This is a genomic window from Marinomonas sp. UCMA 3892 (genome assembly GCF_012726345.1).
Lineage (GTDB): Bacteria > Pseudomonadota > Gammaproteobacteria > Pseudomonadales > Marinomonadaceae > Marinomonas.
In genome coordinates, this window is the sequence record NZ_PTXN01000008.1 from 38,382 (window position 1) to 56,081 (window position 17,700).

General features: G+C 42.5%; 17 protein-coding genes. 14 read left to right on the forward strand and 3 right to left on the reverse strand.

The features are described from left to right. Positions 1-37 precede the first annotated feature (37 nt). The 4 genes from lpxC (at position 38) to mutT (ending at position 5,423) form a co-directional block, all read left to right on the forward strand. Positions 38-955 (forward strand): UDP-3-O-acyl-N-acetylglucosamine deacetylase, encoded by a 918-nt coding sequence (lpxC, locus tag B6N13_RS12220; protein WP_012070297.1) that lies wholly within the window; start codon positions 38-40, stop codon positions 953-955. 143 nt (positions 956-1,098) lie between these two features. Further along, positions 1,099-3,801, forward strand: a complete 2,703-nt coding sequence (gene secA / locus B6N13_RS12225) for a preprotein translocase subunit SecA (protein ID WP_169459490.1) — start codon at positions 1,099-1,101, stop codon at positions 3,799-3,801. A 15-nt stretch (positions 3,802-3,816) separates the two neighbouring features. Beyond that, entirely contained in the window at positions 3,817-5,037 is a 1,221-nt protein-coding gene (argJ, locus tag B6N13_RS12230; protein ID WP_169459491.1) for a bifunctional glutamate N-acetyltransferase/amino-acid acetyltransferase ArgJ, read from the forward strand. Then, the gene (gene mutT, locus B6N13_RS12235) at positions 5,037-5,423 is read left to right on the forward strand and encodes an 8-oxo-dGTP diphosphatase MutT (RefSeq protein ID WP_169459492.1); all 387 of its coding nucleotides are present in this window, start codon (positions 5,037-5,039) and stop codon (positions 5,421-5,423) included. Before argJ ends, mutT begins: the two co-directional genes overlap by 1 nt. Positions 5,424-5,523: 100 nt before the next feature. Here mutT and B6N13_RS12240 read toward each other — a convergent pair whose 3' ends face one another. Further along, the gene (locus B6N13_RS12240) at positions 5,524-6,321 is read right to left on the reverse strand and encodes a response regulator (protein WP_012070293.1); all 798 of its coding nucleotides are present in this window, start codon (positions 6,319-6,321) and stop codon (positions 5,524-5,526) included. A gap of 140 nt (positions 6,322-6,461) precedes the next feature. Between B6N13_RS12240 and B6N13_RS12245 the strand changes: the two genes are divergently transcribed. Genes B6N13_RS12245 through B6N13_RS12260 form a run of 4 tightly spaced genes read left to right on the forward strand, consistent with a single transcriptional unit; the run spans position 6,462 to position 9,231 of the window. After that, positions 6,462-6,740 (forward strand): peptidylprolyl isomerase, encoded by a 279-nt coding sequence (locus B6N13_RS12245; protein WP_012070292.1) that lies wholly within the window; start codon positions 6,462-6,464, stop codon positions 6,738-6,740. Positions 6,741-6,760: 20 nt separating this feature from the next. Then, entirely contained in the window at positions 6,761-7,189 is a 429-nt protein-coding gene (locus tag B6N13_RS12250; protein ID WP_169459493.1) for a TIGR01244 family sulfur transferase, read from the forward strand. A gap of 40 nt (positions 7,190-7,229) precedes the next feature. Continuing rightward, positions 7,230-7,841 carry an XRE family transcriptional regulator gene (locus B6N13_RS12255; RefSeq protein WP_012070290.1) on the forward strand — a complete coding sequence of 204 codons (612 nt, stop codon included), beginning with the start codon at positions 7,230-7,232 and terminating at the stop codon, positions 7,839-7,841. A 43-nt stretch (positions 7,842-7,884) separates the two neighbouring features. Continuing rightward, entirely contained in the window at positions 7,885-9,231 is a 1,347-nt protein-coding gene (locus B6N13_RS12260) for a 3-deoxy-7-phosphoheptulonate synthase class II (protein ID WP_012070289.1), read from the forward strand. A gap of 102 nt (positions 9,232-9,333) precedes the next feature. Here B6N13_RS12260 and B6N13_RS12265 read toward each other — a convergent pair whose 3' ends face one another. Together B6N13_RS12265 and B6N13_RS12270 are read right to left on the reverse strand one after the other, a co-directional pair. After that, a complete protein-coding gene (locus B6N13_RS12265) occupies positions 9,334-10,035 on the reverse strand; it encodes a GIY-YIG nuclease family protein (protein ID WP_012070288.1) in 702 nt (233 codons plus the stop codon). Positions 10,036-10,129: 94 nt separating this feature from the next. Then, a complete protein-coding gene (locus B6N13_RS12270; RefSeq protein WP_012070287.1) occupies positions 10,130-10,756 on the reverse strand; it encodes a class I SAM-dependent methyltransferase in 627 nt (208 codons plus the stop codon). Between the two features lie 238 nt (positions 10,757-10,994). On the opposite strand from B6N13_RS12270, the gene thrS reads away from it, so the two are divergent. The 6 genes from thrS to pheT all read left to right on the forward strand — a co-directional run bounded on the left by thrS (position 10,995) and on the right by pheT (position 17,698). Beyond that, a complete protein-coding gene (thrS, locus tag B6N13_RS12275; RefSeq protein WP_012070286.1) occupies positions 10,995-12,932 on the forward strand; it encodes a threonine--tRNA ligase in 1,938 nt (645 codons plus the stop codon). Positions 12,933-12,940: 8 nt separating this feature from the next. Beyond that, on the forward strand, positions 12,941-13,474 hold the full coding sequence (gene infC / locus B6N13_RS12280) for a translation initiation factor IF-3 (RefSeq protein WP_012070285.1): 534 nt from the start codon (positions 12,941-12,943) through the stop codon (positions 13,472-13,474). A 93-nt stretch (positions 13,475-13,567) separates the two neighbouring features. Further along, positions 13,568-13,762 carry a 50S ribosomal protein L35 gene (gene rpmI, locus B6N13_RS12285; RefSeq protein ID WP_012070284.1) on the forward strand — a complete coding sequence of 65 codons (195 nt, stop codon included), beginning with the start codon at positions 13,568-13,570 and terminating at the stop codon, positions 13,760-13,762. Positions 13,763-13,809: 47 nt separating this feature from the next. Beyond that, complete coding sequence (gene rplT / locus B6N13_RS12290) at positions 13,810-14,166, forward strand: 50S ribosomal protein L20 (protein ID WP_012070283.1); 357 nt, start codon at positions 13,810-13,812, stop codon at positions 14,164-14,166. Positions 14,167-14,295: 129 nt separating this feature from the next. After that, positions 14,296-15,291: a phenylalanine--tRNA ligase subunit alpha gene (pheS, locus tag B6N13_RS12295; RefSeq protein WP_012070282.1), complete on the forward strand. Its 996-nt coding sequence runs from the start codon at positions 14,296-14,298 to the stop codon at positions 15,289-15,291. Positions 15,292-15,313: 22 nt separating this feature from the next. Beyond that, a complete protein-coding gene (gene pheT, locus B6N13_RS12300) occupies positions 15,314-17,698 on the forward strand; it encodes a phenylalanine--tRNA ligase subunit beta (protein ID WP_169459494.1) in 2,385 nt (794 codons plus the stop codon). Positions 17,699-17,700 lie beyond the last annotated feature (2 nt).

Below are 17,700 nucleotides of genomic sequence, written 5' to 3' on the forward strand. Positions count from 1 at the left end.
AAAGAATAGTATCCAGTCATAAAAATGTAGGAATATAATGGTACGCCAACACACACTTAAGAACATTATTCGAGCAACAGGAGTGGGATTGCACTCTGGCGAGAAGGTGTATTTGACACTAAAGCCTGCGCCTGTGAATACAGGTATTGTATTTGTTCGTACAGACTTGGATCCAGTTGTAGAGATTCATGGTGATGCGCGAGCAGTCGGATCAACAAATTTTGCTACGGCTTTATGTCAAGGTGATGTGAAGGTTAGTACTGTAGAGCATTTGTTGTCTGCAATGGCTGGTTTGGGTGTAGATAATGCTTATGTAGAAGTGAGTGCTAGTGAAATTCCTCTTATGGATGGAAGTGCTAGCCCCTTTGTTTTTCTTCTGCAATCAGCAGGTCTAGAAGCTCAAAATGCACCAAAAAGATTTATCCGAGTTAAGAAGCCTATACGGGTGGATGAGGGTGATAAATTCGCCTCTCTTGAACCTCATTCAGGGTTTCGTTTGTCTTTCACGATTGACTTTCAGCATCCAGCCATTGGTGAAGATGTTCAAAGTACGTCATTTGATTTTTCAACGACCACTTTTGTAAAAGAGATTAGTCGTGCGAGAACGTTTGGTTTTATGAAAGACCTCGAATACTTTAAAAATAATAACCTTGCTCGTGGGGCAAACATGGAAAATGCCATCGTGCTTGATGACTACCGTGTGCTAAATGATGAAGGTTTACGCTACCGAGATGAATTGGTGCGTCATAAAGTATTGGATGCAATCGGTGATCTTTATCTTCTCGGGCATAGTTTAATTGGTGAGTATAAAGCTTACAAATCAGGCCATGCCTTGAATAATAAGCTATTGCTTGCTTTGCTTGAGCATCAAGATGCTTGGGAGTATGTTGTTTTCGAAGATGAAGCGCAAACGACACCAATCTCTTATGTAGAGCCTGCTTTTGTTGGTGCTTAGTAAGTGATTAATAATTGATCGAATTATTAAAAACCAGACTATATGTCTGGTTTTTTTGTATTTAGCTCCTTGATATTTCATGTTTTGTCACACATTACCATGATAGACTGTCTTTATTACTAATTGGCTACGATGAGTTCAAGATGTTAGGAACTGTAATTAAAAAAATTGTCGGTACAAAGAATGACCGAGAAGTTAAACGATATAGAAAAATCGTTGCACAGATAAACCAGCTTGAAGAATCTTTTCACAAATTGTCGGATGATGATTTGTCTGGGAAAACGAGCGAGTTTCGTGATCGTCTTGCAAAAGGTGAATCTCTAGAATCTATTTTGCCTGAGGCTTTTGCGGTGGTACGTGAAGGCAGTAGCCGTGTTATGGGGATGCGCCATTTCGATGTACAGCTCATTGGTGGCATGGTTCTTAATGAAGGTAAAATCGCTGAAATGCGTACAGGTGAAGGTAAAACGCTTGTAGCGACACTGGCTGTTTACTTAAATGCTTTATCTTCTAAGGGTGTTCACGTCGTTACGGTGAATGATTATCTGGCTAAGCGTGACGCTAACTGGATGCGACCTTTGTATGAATTTTTAGACATGAGTGTTGGTGTGGTTTTCTCTGGTCAGGATCGTGACGAGAAGAAGGCTGCATACTTGTGTGATATTACCTATGGTACCAATAACGAGTTTGGTTTTGACTATCTCCGCGACAACATGGTTTTTCGTTTAGAAGATCGTGTTCAGCGTGACTTGCATTTCTCTGTGGTAGATGAAGTGGACTCTATCTTGATAGATGAAGCTAGAACGCCTCTTATTATTTCTGGTGCGGTTGAAGACAGCTCTGAACAGTATCGTAAAATTAATCAGCTCGCCCCACTATTGGTAAAACAAGAGGACACTGATGAAGAGGAGTCTGTAGGGCATTACGTCTTTGATGAATCTCAACGTAGTATTGAATTAACAGAAGATGGTCATTCTTTTGTTGAGGAGTGGTTGGTTGAGCAAGGAATGTTAGCGGAAGGTGAAAGCTTATATGCAGCTGGAAACCTGTCTTTGTTGCATCATGTCCATGCTTGTCTTAAAGCACACGTCATTTTTAAAAAGAACATAGATTATGTCGTTCAGGGTGACCAGATTGTTATCGTTGATGAACATACGGGTCGAACCATGGCTGGTCGTCGTTGGTCTGAAGGTATTCATCAGGCGGTAGAGGCGAAGGAAGGCGTTACCATTCAGGCAGAAAGTCAAACTCTGGCGTCTACGACTTTCCAGAACTACTTCCGCTTGTATGAGAAGTTGTCTGGTATGACGGGGACTGCGGATACTGAAGCATTTGAGTTTCAACAAATTTACGGATTATCCGTTATTGTTATTCCTACCAATCGTCAGGTTCAGCGTAAAGACTTCAATGACTTAATTTACATGTCAACTGAAGACAAATTTGAAGCCATTGTGTTGGATATTGAAGAGATTGTTAATCAGGGTCGTCCTGTTCTTGTTGGTACGGCTTCTATTGAATATTCTGAGCTTTTGTCAAACTACCTTGTTAAGAAAGGCGTTAAGCATAATGTTTTAAATGCTAAGCAGCATGAGCGCGAAGCTGAAATTGTTGCTGATGCCGGTCGTCCTGGTGCGGTAACAATTGCAACAAACATGGCTGGCCGTGGTACGGATATTGTGTTGGGTGGCAACCTTCAGGTTGAGTTAGCTAAGCTGGGTGAAAATGCTAGTGAAGATGAAATCAATGCTTTAAAAGCTGATTGGAAAGCTCGTAATGAGTCAGTTCTTGCTGCCGGTGGTTTACATATCATTGGTACAGAGCGCCATGAATCACGCCGTATTGATAATCAACTTCGTGGCCGTGCTGGTCGTCAAGGTGATGTTGGTTCGTCGCGCTTTTATTTGTCATTAGAAGATAATTTAATGCGTATTTTCATGTCAGATCGCATCAAGAAAATGATGATGGCGCTCGGTATGGAGAAAGGTGAAGCGATTGAGCATAAGATGGTTTCTAACGCGATTGAAAAAGCACAGCGCAAAGTAGAAGGGCGTAACTTTGACATTCGTAAGCAATTGCTTGAATACGATGATGTTGCTAATGATCAGCGTCAAGTAATTTATCGTCAGCGTTTTGATATGATGGTGTCTGAAGATCTATCTGAAGCTATTTCCGCAATGCGAGAAGAAGTTGTTACCAGTTTGGTTGATGAGTTTATTCCACCTCAAAGTATTTTCGATATGTGGGACCTTGAAGGGTTGGAAGAGAAGGCTCGTAACGAATTTGGTCTAGAGCTTCCTGTTGCGAAATGGGTAGAAGAAGATAAGAAACTTTATGAAGAACCTTTGCGTCAGAAAATATTAGACACGTTTGTTAATGATTATCAGGCGAAAGAAGAAATTGCTGGTGAACAGCCATTTAGAGCTTTCGAGAAACAGGTGCTGTTGCAGGTTCTTGATACACTGTGGAAAGAGCATCTTCAGACAATGGATATGCTTAGACAGGGTATTCATTTGCGTGGTTATGCGCAAAAGAACCCTAAGCAAGAATATAAGCGTGAATCATTTGAATTGTTCCAAGGTTTGTTAGAGCAAATTAAATACGAAGTGATTCAGATCATTACTCGTGTGAAAGTACAGTCTGCTGAAGAGGCAGAAAAAATCGAAGCGGCTCGTAGACTGCAAGAGGAAAAAACGACCATGAATATGATTCATGACTCGTTAGATTCCTTGTCTGACGGTGGTTCTGATTCTGCTGATGGTCAAGAGTATCCTAAAGTGGGTCGCAATGAGCCTTGTCCATGCGGTTCAGGTAAAAAATACAAACAATGTCACGGTAGTCTTGTTTAATTGGAGAAAGTTTAAATGGCTGTAGGGTTGCATGATTTTCCTCTTATTCCTGAAATAAAAGGAATTAGAATTGGTGTTGCTGAAGCTGGTATTAAAAAGCCCAACAAAAAAGATGTTGTGATTTTTGAAATTTGTGAAGGTGCATCAGTTGCTGGTGTTTTTACTCAGAATGCTTTTTGCGCTGCGCCTGTGCGTATATGTCAAAAACATTTAGGCTTGGCTGATAGTCGTTATTTGCTTATCAATACGGGTAACGCAAATGCCGGTACGGGTAAGACTGGCCTAGAGACGGCCCTTAAGACTTGTGAGGTTTTGGCTGAAGAGGTTGGAGTTAGTGTCGAGTCAATTTTGCCTTTTTCAACAGGTGTTATTGGCGAGCCATTGCCTGTGGCAAAAATTGTTGCAGCCATTCCTAAAGCGCTTGAAAATTTATCCTGTGATAACTGGAAGTCCGCTGGTGTTGGTATTATGACTACCGATACTTTGCCAAAGGGTTCTGTGCGAACTTTCGAATTTGAAGGTCAAACTTTTTCCATCGCGGGTATTTCAAAGGGTGCCGGCATGATTCGTCCTAATATGGCGACTATGTTGGGCTATGTTTGCAGTGATATTGCGATGGATGTTGAGGTGCTTCAGGCTATTTTGAAGGATGTGGTGAATAAGAGCTTTAACCGTATTACGGTTGATAGTGATACATCCACCAATGATTCCTGTATTGCTGTTGCAACTGGCATGGCAGGAAACACGAAAGTTACTTCTCTTGATGAGCCGTTAGCGAAAGCTTTTATCGCTGCATTTACTGCGGTTATGCAAGAGTTGGCGCATGCTATCGTTCGTGATGGTGAAGGAGCGACAAAGTTTGTGACTGTTGAGGTTGTTGGTGCGGCTGTAGAGTCTGATGCAACCAAAGTGGCTTTTGAAATCGCTCATTCTCCGTTGGTGAAAACGGCGCTTTTCGCTTCCGATCCTAACTGGGGTCGTATCCTTGCGGTTGTTGGTCGTGCTGGTGTTGAAGGTTTGGATGTTGATCGTGTTCAACTTCATATTAATGGCTTTGAAGTTGCTCGTGATGGTGGTCGTTCACCTGACTATCTTGAAGAGCATGGTAAGCAAGCTATGGCACCTCAAGAAATTCATATTGTGCTAGATTTAGGCATGGGGTCATTGTCTGATACGGTTTGGACGACAGACTTTTCTCATGAATATGTCACCATTAATGCTGAGTACCGTACCTAATGTTGGTTAGAGTTGCTGTTGGTATTATTCTTCGTAATGGCGCTGTTTTTATTGCTCTTCGTAACTCCACTCAGCATCAGGGTGGTCTGTGGGAGTTTCCAGGAGGTAAATGTGAGCCTTCTGAATCTGCTGAGATTGCTTTGGCAAGAGAGTTGAAGGAAGAGTGTGGTATTGCCGTAACTGAGAGTTCTTTTTATAAAGCGATATCTCATGATTACGGTGATAAGCAGGTCGAACTTTGTTTCTATAAGGTAACAGGTTTTGATGGTGAGCCAGAGGGGAGTGAGGGGCAAACAGTAAATTGGGTAGCTATTTCTAACTTGTCGGCTTATCGTTTTCCTGAGGCTAATCAGCAGATTGTTTCTGAGTTGATGGCGGCTGTTTGATTTAATTGTGCCAATGTTTAGTTAGTTTAAAAAAGAGCTTCAGTTGAAGCTCTTTTTTTGTTTTTAATCTTTAAATTGGTTTGTGATTAAAGGTACGGTGTCAATTTAGGATTTTTGCCAATAACTTTCTAACTACACTTGGTTCAAAAGGTTTTCCGCAAATGGCGTCTACACCTTCTTGTGCAATGTTTGATAATTGGCTGTCTTCAGAGTTTGAGCTAACCATTAGTATGGGAATGTGTGCAATTGTCGGGTCTTTCCGAACGGCATCAGTCAATTCTTTACCGTCCATTTCTGGCATATTGTAATCGGTAACAATAAGATCAAATTCCATTTCGTTAAGGAGTGCAATTGCTTCTTTGCCATTTTCTGCGAATTGTATATCCTCAATTCCCATGGTATTTAGTGTTTTGCTTACATGTTTTCGTGCCATCCGACTGTCATCTGTAACTAGTACACGTAGGCTTTTGGGGTCAAACATTTCTAAGTCAATTTCTTCTTCGACAATTAGGTCCAAGGTTGCGTGAATGGCGCGAGTTAGGTCTTTTTGGTTGAATGGCTTGGGGAGGATGGCGAGTACGCCTGATTGTCTTAGGTGCTCTAAATGCTCTCTATTTCTTTCGCTGGAGATTAGCATAAAACACTGGTTTTCAGTGTCTTCATTGTTTCTGATTTGATCAATGAGATCATTTGCTGAGCCGTCAGGGAGGTACATTGAAGATATGACAAGGTCAGGCGGGAAAGAAGAGAGTGACGCGATAGTTTCTTGGATGTTATTTGCGTATGTGATTTGTTTTATTCCGGCTTCTTCAAGTGCTTTAGTGATGACTTTCCTCTGCATGTCCGATGGTTCTACGAGTAGAAAGGAGAGGTCACTTATTGCTGCGTATGTACTCATAATGTAAAGCTGCCTATATATTTTGTGTTGATACTACTTTTGCCAAGAATATGTAAGGTTAGTGATTGCTTATAGTTAATTCTATTATACTAAATAGGTTAACATGTTTTATCTAGTTTAATTGAGCAATAGGTGCAGTAATGTCAACAGCGAGCGCATGTCATATTTTGGTTAAGACGAAAGTAGAGGCGGAGTCACTAAAACTTAAATTGGATAAAGGGGCGGACTTTCATAAATTAGCCAAGCAATTTTCTACTTGTCCTTCTGGTAAAAAGGGTGGAGATCTTGGAGAGTTTCGCAAAGGAGATATGGTACCGGCTTTCGATAAGGCGGTTTTTGGTGGTCCTTTATATAAGATTCAGGGACCGGTTAAAACGCAATTTGGTTTCCATCTTATAAAAGTGTTGTATCGTTCTTAAATGTATTTGAGGAAAGATTTATGAGTAATGTTGTACAGCTTGATGACTCTTATTTTGTTGCGCCTCAATTAGTCGAGGCTGATTTAGTCTCACTTAAATCGCAAGGCTTTGAGCGAATTATTAATAATCGACCAGAAGCAGAATCTGCTGATCAGCCTGCTGGTGAAAGTATTCGCGCTGCTGCTGAGGCGTTGGGTATGGAGTATGTAAGTAATGCAATAGATTTGTCAAAGCTGTCTCAGGAGCAAGTGGATTTTCAAAGGATTGCTTTGCTTGAGAATAAGAAGACGCTGGCTTTTTGTCGAACTGGGACACGATCTTCAGTGTTATGGGTGTTGTTAGAGAATGGTAAGGGGGGGGAGTCTACTGATCTGATAGCTTATGTATCAGGTAAGGGGTTTGATCTCTCTCGTTGTGCTGTAGCGATGGCGCCTTTATTAAAGGTATAGATGCTAAAGGCTTCTTATATGAAAGTAGTGTTGGTGAATTATGGTTAGTCGTCCATCGTTAGAAACCGCCACAGCGTCAGATCCTGATCGGTTTGTTGAGCCGCTAGAGCTTGGTAAGCGTGTTAAGGAAATTCGTTTATCGAAAGGCTGGACGCTGGAGGAAGTAGGAAAAAGAACGGGAATAGCTCGGTCAACGTTATCGAAAATCGAGAATGATCAAGTTTCGCCAAGCTTCACTATCGTGCAGAAGTTGATTAATGGTTTGGAAATGGATTTGCCGCAACTATTTGTTGAGGCGAGTGAGCATTCTATTGCAGGGCGTCGTGATATCACTCGCAAAGGAAAAGGTGAGCCCCATCCAACGGCAACTTATGAGCATGAGTTATTAAATTACTCGATTAGCCGTAAAAAAATGGTGCCGTTTAAAACCACGGTTAGGGCTCGCTCTTTTTCTGAGTTTAAAGAATGGGTTCGTCATGATGGCGAGGAGTTTCTGTTAGTTTTGCAAGGTAAAATTAATTTTTTCTCTGAGCTCTATGAGCCGATTGAATTAAAAGAAGGTGATAGTGTGTATTATGATGCCACTATGGGACACGCAGTTGTCTCCTTGTCGGTAAAAGATGCAGAAATTCTTTGGGTCGTTGCTCGTTAATATATATTAAAAAATAATGAATAGAATAAGGTTGTAGAAAATTATGTCACAGTGGAACCTAACAAGTTGGAGAGAAAAGACGGCGCTACAACAGCCTGTTTATCCTAATGCAGAGCATTTGGCTCAAGTTGAAAATACATTAGGAAAAATGCCTCCTCTTGTTTTTGCGGGTGAGGCGCGTCAGCTTAAAAAAGCTTTAGCACAGGTGGCCAATAGGCAGTCATTTTTGCTGCAAGGTGGTGATTGTGCTGAAAGCTTTGCAGAGTTCCATGCTAACAATATTCGCGATACGTTTAAAGTTATGCTGCAAATGGCGGTTGTGTTGACTTATGCTGGTAAATGCCCAGTAGTAAAGGTTGGGCGCATGGCTGGGCAATTTGCTAAGCCGAGATCGTCAGGTAGTGAAGTAATTGGTGGTATTGAATTGCCTAGTTACCGTGGTGATATCATCAATGGTATCGATTTTACTGAGCAAGCAAGGGTTCCTGATCCTGAGCGTTTGGTGCAAGTTTACAATCAGAGTGCATCAACAATGAACTTGCTTCGAGCTTTTGCTCAGGGTGGATTTGCAGATTTACATCAAGTGCATCAATGGAATTTGGACTTTTTGAATGCGAGTCCAGCGGGTAGTCGTTTTCAGGGCGTGGCTGACAAGATTGATGACGCGCTTCAGTTTATGGAGGCGTGTGGTATTGGTCCTGGTTTAGCTCAGTTAAAAGAGACGGATTTTTATACTTCCCATGAGGCGTTGTTGTTGCCTTATGAGCAGGCTTTGACTCGTAAAGATAGTCTGACTGGTGACTGGTATGATTGTTCTGCGCACATGTTATGGATTGGAGATCGTACTCGTCAATTAGATGGCGCCCATGTAGAGTTTTTGCGTGGTGTACAAAACCCAATTGGCGTAAAGGCTGGCCCTACTATGGATCCAGAAGATTTACTAAGATTGTGTGATGTGCTGAATCCAAATAACGAAGCGGGTCGTTTGAATATTATTGTGCGTATGGGGGCAGATAAAGTTGAAGACGGCATGCCTAAGCTCATTCAAGCAATTCAGCGCGAAGGTAAGCAGGTTGTGTGGAGTAGTGACCCGATGCACGGCAACACTGTCAAAGCGTCTACGGGGTATAAGACTCGACGTGTCGATGATGTGTTAAAAGAGGTGCAGCAGTTCTTCCAAGTCCATAACGCTGAAGGTAGCTATGCAGGCGGCGTTCATTTTGAAATGACGGGACAGAATGTGACTGAGTGTGTGGGTGGTGCTTTTGAGGTGACTGAAGCAGATTTGGCTGATCGTTACCATACTCATTGTGACCCTCGCTTGAATGCTGATCAATCTTTAGAGTTGGCATTTATGATTTCGGAGACACTTAAGAAAGCAAGGTCTTAATTTTCTACTTATTGGTTTTGTGACACTTAAATAGATAAGAATTAGACATTAAAAAAGCTCAGTTATTAATTTAACTGAGCTTTTTTGTTTCTAATTTTTAGATTAACTTTTGCGGCGACGAAATGCGGATGTGGCAGATTTGGATGTCACATCAATTTTTGCCATGATGAGAGCCATTTCTTCTGCTTCTGCCTGCTGCTGTGATTTTAGTTTTTCTTCGCGTTCTTTTTTTGATGCTTTCTCAGCTTCGCTTAGCATCTTCTGGATGCTGGCCTTGCTTTTTGTGCGAGTAGGTGCTTTTTTCTTTTCTGTGGCTGCTGCAGCGAGAGGGGCGTTTAGCCTGTCTTCACCGATGAGTTCGCCAAAGAATGATTTTGTTGTTGGGGCTGGTTCAAGCGTTTTTTTTGGGAGTTCAACGGTTTTTTTTGCGGCCACTTTTCTTGTTTTTTTAGGCTGCTCTGCTGTCGATACTCCGTTCGCATCAAATAGCGCTTTTTTGCCTAGATTTAGATTGGTGGCTTTTTCTGCTGTTTGTGCAATTTTGTAGCCACGTAAGCTTTCGCCGTTATAAATAGAAATGTAGTCTGTTTCTAATTCATACAGTTCTTCTTTGTCGCTTGTTTCAAATAGTTCTTCAACTGTAAAGGCCTCAACGCCATTCTCCCTAATGTCATTGTATAAAGGGAAGTCCAAACCTTCGCTGGTTGCTTCTACATATTGTTCGAAACGTTGAAAGCCACTATTGAAAGACGTTCCAATGTAGTGTTTGCCGGAGATGTTATTTGTGATTTTAAAAACGACCAAAATCGCTGCCTCTTACGTAATATCTTTTTAATAGCACATAAACCCCATTCGCCTGAGGTGACCCAAAGGTGAATGGGGTTTATAAGAAATAGGGTTAGTGTTTTACGACGATGTTAAGACCGTCACGAACGTTCAAGTGAACGTTTTCAACTCGATTGTCTTGCGCGATTAGGCGGTTGACTTGGTTGACAGCAATATCGCTGTTTTCTTTCGGGTCTAGAACTCTGCCTTGCCATAGTGAATTGTCGATAATGATAAGGCCACCAGATCTAACCAGCGGTAGTACTGCTTCGTAGTAATTTAGGTAGTTACGTTTATCGGCATCAATAAAGACAAAGTCGAATTCCCCTTCAAGGGATTCAATCGTGTCGAGGGCGGGCCCAAAAATTGCTTTGATTTTTTTGCCATGCTCGCTGCGATCAAAAAAAGACTGAGCGAATTCAATTGCTCTAGGGTTGGTTTCACAACAAATAAGCTCACCGTTTTCAGGCATGCCTTCTGCGATAGATAATGCTGAATAGCCAGTAAACATGCCAATTTCTAACGCACGTTTAGGTTGTGCTATTTTTGCCAGAAGCTTCAGCGTACGGCCGATGGTTTTTCCTGATAACTTATTTGGGTAGCCCATGTCAGAGTAGGTTTTTTCAACCAGCTCAATTAATAGGTCGGGTTCTGCTTGAGTTGTCTCAATGCAGTAGTCGTCAAGATTATTAAGATCCATAGTGCCTTTTAATTAGAAAAGTCTGTGTGAAACGAATGCTAATTTTACTCTGCATGCAGAGAATGTCTATGGCTTAATGATAGAAAAAGGGCTTGATTTTTGTCGATGGCCGTTACACGCCGAAAAAGAGGCTATTTAAATTAGATTCGCATGAATAATCGAAAAATGATAATTTATGTCCTGAAATTTACATGTGCTCTTTGGTATGGAGCACCACTGACTCCGATAGGGGAATAAAATGCCTGTAATTACTTTGCCTGATGGCAGCCAACGTTCTTTTTCAAACCCAGTAACTGTTATGCAAGTCGCCGAGGATATTGGTCCTGGTTTGGCTAAAGCAACTGTGGCGGGGCGCATAGACGGTCAACTTGTTGATGCGTGCGAACTTATTTCAGACGACGCTAAGTTAAGCATCATTACAGGGAAAGATCCTGAAGGTGTTGAGATTATTCGTCACTCTTTTGCCCATCTTGTTGGTCATGCTGTTAAGCAGTTGTATCCGACGGCACAAATGGCGATCGGGCCTGTTATTGATGAAGGTTTTTATTACGACATCGCTTATGAACGTCCTTTTACACCAGATGACCTTGCGGCCATTGAAAAGCGTATCGCTGAATTGGTTAAGACGGACTACGATGTTGTTAAAAGAATGACGCCAATAGCGGAGGCCCGTCAGCAATTTGTTGACCGTGGTGAAAGCTATAAAGTGGCATTGATTGATGATATGGATGAGTCAACGAAAGAAGTTGGTTTGTATTATCACGAAGAATACATGGATATGTGTCGTGGTCCACATGTGCCAAATACCCGTGTATTGCGTCATTTTAAATTGATGAAGCTTGCTGGTGCGTACTGGCGTGGTGATTCAAATAACGAAATGTTGCAACGTATTTATGGTACGGCTTGGAATGACAAGAAAGAGTTGAAAGGCTATTTGACGCGTATCGAAGAAGCTGAAAAACGTGACCATCGTAAGCTGGGTAAGAAGCTAGATCTTTTTCATGTTCAAGAAGAAGCTCCTGGCATGGTGTTCTGGCATCCTAAAGGGTGGCGGTTATATCAGGCTGTAGAGCAATATATGCGCCAGAAACAGCTTGATAATAATTATCAGGAAGTGAAGACGCCTCAGATTGTAGACCGTGTGCTTTGGGAGAAATCTGGGCACTGGGGTAAGTATCATGAAAACATGTTTACAACGCATTCTGAAAATCGCGACTATGCGGTAAAACCGATGAATTGTCCTTGTCATATACAAGTGTACAATCAAGGTCTTAAAAGTTACCGTGATTTGCCATTTCGTATGGCGGAATTTGGTTCATGCCACCGTAATGAGCCGTCAGGTGCTTTGCATGGCATTATGCGCGTAAGGAACTTTGTTCAAGATGATGGGCATATTTTTGTAACAGAAGGGCAAATTCAGCAAGAAGTATCTGAGTTTATCGATCTGCTGCATGAAGTTTATGCTGATTTTGGTTTTGATAATATTGTTTATCGCCTGTCTACTCGTCCTGAGCAGCGTGTTGGCTCTGATGAGGTTTGGGATAAGGCTGAGAAAGCGTTATCTGAAGCATTGGACTCTGCAGGGTTGGATTGGGAAGAGTTGCCAGGGGAAGGGGCGTTTTATGGTCCTAAAATTGAGTTTTCTCTGAAAGATGCCATTGGTCGAGTGTGGCAGTGTGGTACTATTCAGGTTGATTTCTCGATGCCAACTCGCTTGGGAGCGCAATATGTATCGGAAGATGGCTCCCGTCAAACACCGGTTATGCTGCATCGTGCGATTGTTGGATCGCTTGAGCGTTTTATCGGTATTTTGATCGAAGATACAGAAGGTGCCTTTCCGGTCTGGCTTGCGCCTGAACAAGTTGTTATCATGAACATTACTGATCGCCAAGCAGATTATTGTTCTGTTTTGGAAAAAAGATTGAACTCAAATGGCTTTAGAGCAAAACTTGACTTGAGAAACGAGAAGATCGGGTTTAAAATCCGCGAGCATACTCTTCAACGAGTGCCGTATATGATCGTCGTTGGTGATAAAGAAGTGGAGCAAGAACAGGTTGCTGTTCGCACTCGCACCGGCGAAGACCTTGGAGTGATGAGTATTTCCGATTTTGAAGGTTTGCTTCAACAAGAAATTGCTCGCCGTAGCCGTAAACAAGAAGTGGAGATAGTACTATAAAAGGTAATATGAATCGTGGGCGTGCAGCTAGTAAGCAGCGCCCTCAAATCAACGAGAACATTCGAGCAACTGAAGTGCGTTTAATCGCTGCAGATGGTGAACAAGTTGGCGTTGTCTCTCTAGAAGAGGCACTAAAAGCAGCTCAAGAAGCTACTTTAGATCTAGTGCAAATTGCTGATTCAGATCCGATTGTTTGCAAAATCATGGACTACGGTAAGCATATTTTTGAAGCGAAAAAAGCGAAAGCCGCTCAAAAGAAAAATGCGAAGCAGATCCAGGTTAAAGAAATGAAATTCCGTCCAGGGACGGAGGAAGGGGATTATCAGGTAAAACTCCGCAACCTGATACGTTTCCTTGAAGGCGGGGATAAGGCCAAAGTATCACTACGATACCGCGGTCGTGAAATGGCCCATCAGGAGCTTGGTATGCAGCTTATGAATCGAGTCGCAGCAGACTTAGAGGATTATGGTGTAGTAGAACAAGCCGCGAAAATGGAAGGTCGTCAATTGACGATGGTGCTAGGCCCCAAAAAGAAGAAGTAATTTTAAATAATTTGGCTTTAAGAGCTTTGGCTCTTAAAGACTGATTTATTAAGAAATTACATTAACATTAACGAATGCGAGAGTGGTTTTATCATGTCCAAAATTAAGTCACACAGTGGCGCAGCTAAGCGCTTCAAACGTACCGCGAATGGTTTTAAGCATAAGCAGTCTCATACTAGTCACATTTTGACTAAGAAATCGACTAAGCGTAAGCGTCATCTTCGTTCTATGAACCAGATTGCGCAAAGCGACAAAGCGTTAATTGTACGCATGTTGCCATACATCTAAGTCTAGATTTTTTTAGTTCATTAATTTATTAGTATAAGGTTTATATTATGCCTCGCGTAAAACGTGGTGTTCAGGCTCGTCGCCGTCACAAAAAGATTTTAAAGCAAGCTAAAGGTTACTACGGTGCACGTAGCCGTGTATTTCGTGTAGCGAAACAAGCTGTTATCAAAGCTGGTCAGTATCAGTACCGTGACCGTCGTCAGCGTAAGCGTCAATTCCGCGCATTGTGGATTGCTCGTATTAACGCTGCTGCACGTATCAATGGTCTGTCTTACAGCCGTTTCATTGCTGGCTTGAAACAAGCTGCAATTGAAATCGACCGTAAGGTTTTGGCTGACCTAGCTGTGTACGAGAAAGAAGTTTTTGCTGCTATCGTTGAAAAAGCGAAAGTAAGCTTGGCTTAATTTCTGACGTAGCCTTAGGGTGATTCGATCTTGAAAGATTCCGTCTTAATAGAAAGAGTCACTCAATGCAGTCTTTGATAGGGGAAGAGCCAATGGTTCTTCCCCTATTTTATTTTTTGGAGTGTGTAAATGGAGAACCTAAAGCAGATTCTTGCTGATGCGCTAAGCGCAGTAGCTGCGTCTGAGAGTGAGTCCGCACTGGATGATGTACGTGTGCATTATTTGGGTAAAAAGGGCGCTCTGACTGCTTTGTTGAAACAGCTTGGTAATGTTTCTGCAGAGGATCGACCAAAATTTGGTCAAATGGTCAATGAAGCAAAAGATCAAGTTCAGGAAAAAATTACTGAGCGTAAAGCATCGCTTGCGAAAGCTGCGTTAGACGCCAAGCTTGCGACTGAGACGATTGATATCTCCTTATCTGGTAAGGGTCAAGAAGTGGGTGGTTTACATCCAGTGACTCGTACAATGGAGCGTATTGAAACCTTTTTTCGTGGTATTGGTTTTGATGTGGCTTCAGGGCCAGAAATTGAAGACGATTACCATAACTTTGAAGCTCTAAACATTCCAGCGCACCATCCTGCGCGAGCAATGCAAGATACCTTCTACTTTAATCCGTCAACCGTACTAAGAACGCATACATCTCCTGTTCAAGTGCGCACAATGGAAACAACACAGCCGCCAATTCGAATCATTTGTCCGGGGCGTGTTTATCGTTGTGATTCAGATCAAACTCATACACCTATGTTCCATCAGGTTGAAGGTTTGTTAATTGACGAAAATATTTCCTTTGCTGACCTAAAGGGGATTTTGCAACAGTTTTTAAACGTCTTCTTTGAAGATGATTTGAAAGTGCGATTCCGTCCTAGCTACTTTCCATTCACTGAGCCTTCTATTGAAGTGGATATCATGCGCACAAATAGTAAAGGCGAAGAGTCTTGGTTAGAAGTGTTGGGCTGCGGTATGGTGCATCCAAAAGTGCTTGAGATGTCAGGAATTGATTCCGAGAAGTACACAGGTTTTGCTTTTGGTATGGGTGTAGAGCGCTTTGCTATGCTGCGTTACAAAGTAGACGATCTTCGTATGTTCTTTGAAAACGATTTGCGCTTCCTTAAACAGTTCAAGTAACCAGTCGACCTAGGATGTTTTTATGAAAATTAGTGAGAATTGGCTAAGAGAGTGGGTCAATCCAGACATCAGTAGCGATGATTTGGTTGCTCAAATAACGTTAGCTGGCCTTGAAGTAGATGAAGTTTTGCCTGTTGCCTCCGAATTTTCTGGCGTGGTAGTGGGCGAAATTCTGGGTGCTGAACCTCACCCGAATGCTGACAAGTTACAAGTATGTCAGGTGTCTGATGGTGTTGAGACCTTTCAGGTAGTTTGTGGTGCGCCGAATGCGCGTCCAGGTATCAAAATTCCTTTCGCTAAAATTGGTGCCGTATTGGGTGCAGATTTTAAGATTAAAAAAGCCAAGCTTCGTCAAGTTGAGTCTTTTGGTATGTTGTGTTCGGCCTCTGAATTGGGGTTGAGTGATGACCATGATGGAATTATGGAGCTTCCTGCCAATGTTAAAACTGGCGAAGACTTCCGTGCCTTTTTGGGTTTAGATGATCAGATTATAGATGTTGATCTAACACCTAACCGCAGCGACTGTTTAAGTATTGCTGGTTTGGCTCGTGAAGTTGGTGTTTTGAACAAAGTTGATGTAACGCCAGTTGAAGTCACTGCAGCAAATGTCGCTATTGATGATGTTTTTCCAGTGCGTGTAGATGCGGCTGATGCTTGTCCTCGTTATCTTGGGCGTGTTGTGCGTGGTGTTGATGTTACTGCACAAACGCCTTTATGGATGGTGGAAAAGCTACGTCGTAGTGGTGTTCGCTCAATTGATCCTATCGTCGATATTACAAATTATGTAATGCTTGAGTTAGGGCAACCCATGCATGCCTTTGATTTGGCGAATTTATCAGGATCGATCGTTGTACGTATGGCCAGCCAAGGTGAGAAAATTGTCTTGCTTGATGGTCAGGAAATTACTCTTCGTGACGATACCTTGGTGATTGCGGATGAGAAGGCACCTTTGGCTATTGCTGGTGTAATGGGTGGTGAAGGTTCTGGTGTTAATGACAAAACACAAGATATCTTCCTAGAAAGCGCATTCTTTACGCCATTGTCGTTGGCTGGTAAAGCGCGTTCTTATGGTCTGCATACGGATTCTTCTCATCGATTTGAGCGTGGTGTGGATGCAACTCTGCAAGAGCGAGCAATTGAGCGAGCTACTGCGCTAGTTGTAGAAATAGCTGGCGGTCAAGTTGGTCCAATTACGCATGCGGTTAATGAGGCTTCTTTGCCTGAAGCTGCATTAGTAACCTTGCGTCGTAAAAAACTTGATCAGTATTTGGCAATGTCTATCGACAAAGATCTTGTGACAGACATTTTGACTCGTCTCGGCTTGGAGATGGTTGAAGTCACTGACGAAGCTTGGATGACAAAAGCGCCATCTCATCGCTTTGATATCGCTATAGAGGCTGATTTGATCGAAGAGGTGGCTCGTATCTACGGTTACGATAACCTACCATCTTCTATGCCTCAGGCTGCCGTCAATTTTACGCCGCTGTCTGAGTCTAAAACGCAAATTCAAGTGTTGCGTTGGATCTTGGTGTCACAGGGTTATCAAGAAGCCGTTACTTATAGCTTTATTGATCCTGTGTTGAGCAAGCAATTTCTACCTAATATCGAGCCTGTGCCATTAGCGAATCCTATTTCAGCGGATATGGGGGTGATGCGTCCTAGTCTGGTTCCTGGTTTGGTTAAAGCCTATCTATATAATCAAAACCGTCAGCAGTCGCGTGTTCGTTTATTTGAGACTGGTCGTCGTTTTATTGGTTCTGTTGAGGCTTTGGCTGATTTGGATCAGCAGCAGCAAGTGGCTGGCCTAATTGCAGGTGCTCGTCATGCTGAAGCTTGGTATCACGGCAGTGAGAAGGTTGATTTCTATGACCTGAAGGCACACGTAGAAGCTTTGTTTGCTTTAAATGACGGCGGCAAGCCAACTTACGAGCGCTCTAGTTGTGAGTTTTTACATCCCGGTCGCTCCGCTGATATCTTTTTGGATGGCAGGTTTGTTGGTTTGATAGGGGAGTTGCATCCTCAATTGTCTAAGACATTAGGTGCGAATCAACCTATTTATGTATTTGATATCGCTTTAAATGCGGTATTGAATGCAACTTTGCCTGAATATAAGGCTGTTTCTCGTTTCCCTGAAGTTCGTCGTGACCTGGCATTATTAGTTGATCGTTCTGTTCCTGTTAGTGAGTTGGAGAGAGTGATTTCTGCAACGGCTGGTGATGCACTTAAAAATGTATTGGTTTTTGATGTTTATCAGGGCCAAGGTATTGATGATACGAAAAAAAGTGTCGCTTTGGGCTTGACGTGGCAGCATCCTTCACACACTCTTAGTGATGAAGAAGTGAACAACTCAGTTGAACAAACTGTTGCAGCCTTGTCTGAGCAGTTGGGAGCCGTTGTAAGGGGGTAGAT

Coding starts and splice junctions, on each gene's coding strand:
- mutT (WP_169459492.1), top strand. CDS start 5,037: ATGTTGGTTAGAGTTGCTGTTGGTATTATTCTTCGTAATGGCGCTGTT.
- rplT (WP_012070283.1), top strand. CDS start 13,810: ATGCCTCGCGTAAAACGTGGTGTTCAGGCTCGTCGCCGTCACAAAAAG.
- argJ (WP_169459491.1), top strand. CDS start 3,817: ATGGCTGTAGGGTTGCATGATTTTCCTCTTATTCCTGAAATAAAAGGA.
- B6N13_RS12255 (WP_012070290.1), top strand. CDS start 7,230: ATGGTTAGTCGTCCATCGTTAGAAACCGCCACAGCGTCAGATCCTGAT.
- B6N13_RS12250 (WP_169459493.1), top strand. CDS start 6,761: ATGAGTAATGTTGTACAGCTTGATGACTCTTATTTTGTTGCGCCTCAA.
- thrS (WP_012070286.1), top strand. CDS start 10,995: ATGCCTGTAATTACTTTGCCTGATGGCAGCCAACGTTCTTTTTCAAAC.
- rpmI (WP_012070284.1), top strand. CDS start 13,568: ATGTCCAAAATTAAGTCACACAGTGGCGCAGCTAAGCGCTTCAAACGT.
- B6N13_RS12270 (WP_012070287.1), bottom strand. CDS start 10,756: ATGGATCTTAATAATCTTGACGACTACTGCATTGAGACAACTCAAGCA.
- B6N13_RS12260 (WP_012070289.1), top strand. CDS start 7,885: ATGTCACAGTGGAACCTAACAAGTTGGAGAGAAAAGACGGCGCTACAA.
- secA (WP_169459490.1), top strand. CDS start 1,099: ATGTTAGGAACTGTAATTAAAAAAATTGTCGGTACAAAGAATGACCGA.
- B6N13_RS12245 (WP_012070292.1), top strand. CDS start 6,462: ATGTCAACAGCGAGCGCATGTCATATTTTGGTTAAGACGAAAGTAGAG.
- infC (WP_012070285.1), top strand. CDS start 12,941: ATGAATCGTGGGCGTGCAGCTAGTAAGCAGCGCCCTCAAATCAACGAG.
- pheT (WP_169459494.1), top strand. CDS start 15,314: ATGAAAATTAGTGAGAATTGGCTAAGAGAGTGGGTCAATCCAGACATC.
- lpxC (WP_012070297.1), top strand. CDS start 38: ATGGTACGCCAACACACACTTAAGAACATTATTCGAGCAACAGGAGTG.
- B6N13_RS12240 (WP_012070293.1), bottom strand. CDS start 6,321: ATGAGTACATACGCAGCAATAAGTGACCTCTCCTTTCTACTCGTAGAA.
- pheS (WP_012070282.1), top strand. CDS start 14,296: ATGGAGAACCTAAAGCAGATTCTTGCTGATGCGCTAAGCGCAGTAGCT.